Origin of the sequence: Rhodovulum sp., from assembly GCF_011048875.1 — a bacterium.
Lineage (GTDB): Bacteria > Pseudomonadota > Alphaproteobacteria > Rhodobacterales > Rhodobacteraceae > Rhodovulum > Rhodovulum tesquicola.
The window spans coordinates 1-3,119 of the sequence record NZ_DSDD01000213.1 but is presented as its reverse complement, the minus strand read 5'-3'; the positions used below and the strand labels follow the sequence as shown (position 1 = coordinate 3,119).

At 73.6% G+C, this 3,119-nt stretch carries 3 protein-coding genes; all 3 read right to left on the bottom strand.

Features of this window, described 5'->3' with window-relative positions:
• Positions 1-380 precede the first annotated feature (380 nt).
• Genes cobD through ENN83_RS07420 form a run of 3 tightly spaced genes read right to left on the bottom strand, consistent with a single transcriptional unit; the run spans position 381 to position 3,119 of the window.
• The gene (gene cobD / locus ENN83_RS07430; protein WP_287185636.1) at positions 381-1,352 is read right to left on the bottom strand and encodes a threonine-phosphate decarboxylase CobD; all 972 of its coding nucleotides are present in this window, start codon (positions 1,350-1,352) and stop codon (positions 381-383) included.
• A 13-nt stretch (positions 1,353-1,365) separates the two neighbouring features.
• Complete coding sequence (gene cbiB, locus ENN83_RS07425) at positions 1,366-2,304, bottom strand: adenosylcobinamide-phosphate synthase CbiB (RefSeq protein WP_287185634.1); 939 nt, start codon at positions 2,302-2,304, stop codon at positions 1,366-1,368.
• Positions 2,301-3,119, bottom strand: a complete 819-nt coding sequence (locus ENN83_RS07420) for a propanediol utilization protein (protein WP_287185632.1) — start codon at positions 3,117-3,119, stop codon at positions 2,301-2,303. The genes cbiB and ENN83_RS07420 overlap by 4 nt, the downstream gene beginning before the upstream one ends.

The following is a 3,119-nucleotide window of genomic DNA, read 5'->3' as shown; positions in this document are numbered from 1 at the left end:
CCCCCCCTTTTCCAGCCCGTCGTAGAACGCCTTGTCGCGTTCCTTCTTCCCGGTGGTGCGGTGCTCGCCCGCGCCATACCTGGCCCCCAGCGTCCGGATCCGGCTGTCCTTCAGCCTCATCAGGCCATGGCCGCGCGCAAGATCGGTCTAGAAGGTGATCCAGGCGGTGGTGATGCTGTCCGCTTCGGTCGGGATCTCGTGCTCGGCCAGGTCCTAGCCGCGCGGCCTGTTCGCGATGCCCCTGACCACGCGGTGGATTTCCGTCACATGGTCGATGTCGGGCATCACGACCTCCCTCATCGACCTTGTGCAAGCCTGAGGGCATGATCCCACCCCTATCGAGGCCGAGCTTGGTGTCCGCCTTGCAGTGGCGGACCGCGTCAGGCCAGGCCGTCGCCCAGCCGCGCCCATTCCGCGGGGGTTCCGGGCAGGCCGAGGCGCAGCCAGCGGGCCGACCATGGGAAGATGCGCGACCAGATGCGCGCGCGGGCGAGGCGGGCCTGTGCGGCGGAGGCGTCGGGCGTGTCGTAAAGCCGGAAAAGCGCGCTGCCGCCGATGCAGGTCCAGCCCGCGGCGCGGGCAAGCGCGTCGGCCCGGGCGGCGTCCTCGCTCAGCCGGGCGATGCTGGCCCTGCGCCAGTCGGCATCGCCCAGTGCGTGCGCCCCGATCTCCAGCGCGGGGCCCGACACCGCCCAGGGCCCGGCCGTTGTCGCCATGCGGTCCAGATGCGCCCGCGCCCCCAGGGCGAAGCCCAGACGCAGCCCGGCCAGCCCGTAGAACTTGCCGAAGGAGCGCAGCACGATCACGTTTTCCGGGCAGGGCCCGGGCAGCAGCGACAGGTCCGGATGCGGGTCGGCAAAGCTTTCGTCCACCACCAGCAGCCCGACCCGGCCCGCGATCGCGAGCAGCGCCTCGGGCGCAAGGCGGCGGCCGTCGGGATTGTTGGGATTGACCAGAACCGCCAGCCCGGCACCGATCAGCGCCTCGGGCCGGTCCACCGGCGCGACGGGATGGCCCGACAGGGACAGGACGGCGGCATATTCGTTATAGGTCGGCGTCACGATCTGCACCGGCCCATTGGGGGCAAGCGGCGGCAGCAACTGGATCGCCGCCTGCGCGCCCGCCAGCGGCAGGATCGGCCAGTCGGTGCGGTAGGCGCTCCGCGCCGCCGCGATCAGGCGGTCCTGTGCGGCGCGGCCGGGCAGGGATCGCCAGGCCTCGGCCGAGATGGCCGGAACGGGGTAGGGGACCCGGTTGATGCCAGTGGACAGGTCGATCCACTCCTCGGGCTGTCCACCGAACCGCATGACCGCCGCCGCCAGATCGCCGCCATGATCGCGTGCGCCTGTCATCCGCGGCCCCGTCTCAGAACGCAGCGAGCGCGGCAAGGGCCAGTGCCAGCCCCGCCATTGCCCGCAGGTAAAGCCCCAGCCCCCGCCGCAGATCGCGCGGCGCCGGATCGGGGGCGGCCTCGTTCAGCCAGGGCTCGTCGCTGATGCGGTCGCCATAGACCCGCGGCCCCGAAAGCCGCACCCCCAGCGCGCCCGCCATCGCCGCCTCGGGCCAGCCCGCATTGGGCGAGCGGTGGGCGCGGGCGTCTTGCAGCATCACGCGCAGCGCGGTCCGGGGACGGCCCGCAACCGCGCAGAAGCCCAGCCCGGTCAGCCGTGCCGGGATCAGGTTCGCCAGATCGTCCAGCCGGGCGGCGACCCGGCCGAAATGCAGGTGGCGGTCGCTGCGGTGCCCGATCATGCTGTCCAGCGTGTTGATCGCCTTGTAGCCCGCGATCCCGGGCAGCCCGAAGATCACCCCCCAGAAGACCGGCGCCACCACCCCGTCCGAGGTATTTTCAGCCAGGCTTTCCAGTGCCGCGCGCGCCACGCCCGGCTCGTTCAGCCGCGTGGGATCGCGCCCCACGATCATCGCCACCGCGCCGCGTGCACCCGCCAGATCGCCCGCGAGCAGCGGACGGGCCACCCGCGCGACATGGACATGAAGGCTGCGCCCCGCCACCAGCGGCGCGGCCAGAAGGCCGGTCAGCAGCACGCCCACCCAGCCGCCGGGGATCAGGGCCGCCAGCGCCAGTGCGGGCAGAACCGCCGCCGCCAGGGTGATCGCCACCACGACGCCCCCCAGCACAAGCCGCCACCCGTCGCTGTCGCCGGGCCGGTTCCAGCGCCGCTCCAGCCTGTCGATCAGGGCGCCGAGCCAGGCAACTGGGTGGCCGATGCGGGCATGCAGCCGGTCGGGCCATCCGAAGGCGCCCTCCAGCACCAGCGCGATCAGCATCGCCGCCGCGCTCATGCCCGCCCCCCGGTGCGAAAGCGGACCAGCCGGGACAGTCCCAGGGCGCGCAGGGCCGGGCCTGCTGCCTGCGGCACCGTGCCGGGCGCGAAGATCAACCCCAGCGCCGCGCCGGTATGGGCCGCGACCACGCCAAGCGCGCCCAGCTTTTGCCCTGCCGCCAGCACGGGCGCCGGGTCGGGTCCGCCGCGCAGCGCATGGTTGCGCTGCGCGCTTTCGCTGGCCAGTGCTCCGAGGCGGGCGCGCCCGGGGCCCTGCCGCATCTCGGCGGCCAGATCGGCGATATCGGCAAAGCGGGTATCGGCCGCATCGGTCCGCCGCCCCGGCCCGGAAAATCCGCCCAGAACCTCGAGTTCGGGCAGCGGCGGCAGGTCTGCCAGCACCCGGCCTGCGCGCGGCGCCCAGATCAGCCGTCCGGGTGCGGGATGCATCAGGGGGTCGCTGGCCCCTTCCAGCGCGAGGCAAAGCGCGGCCTCATCCTCGGGCGGCAGCCGAGTGCCTGCAAGGCAGCGCAGCGCGGCAAGCAGCGCGGCGGTCGAGGCCCCGGCGCCGCCGCCGGGCGGCATCCCCGCGCGCAGGTGAAGGCGCCCGCGCGGGCTGTCCATGCGCAGCGTCCGCCAGAGCCGCGCGAGCTGGCCGCGCGTCAGCACATCCCGCCCGCTCTGCCACAACCCGAATTCCGGCCCGGGCCGCCATTCGGCCGTCACCGTCAGCACGGGGCAGGGCAGGGTGACAAGGGCGACCGGCCCGTCCGGGCCAAGCCTTCCCTGAAGCAGCTCGCCGAAATGCCCGGCCACGCTTGCGCGTCGCGGCAT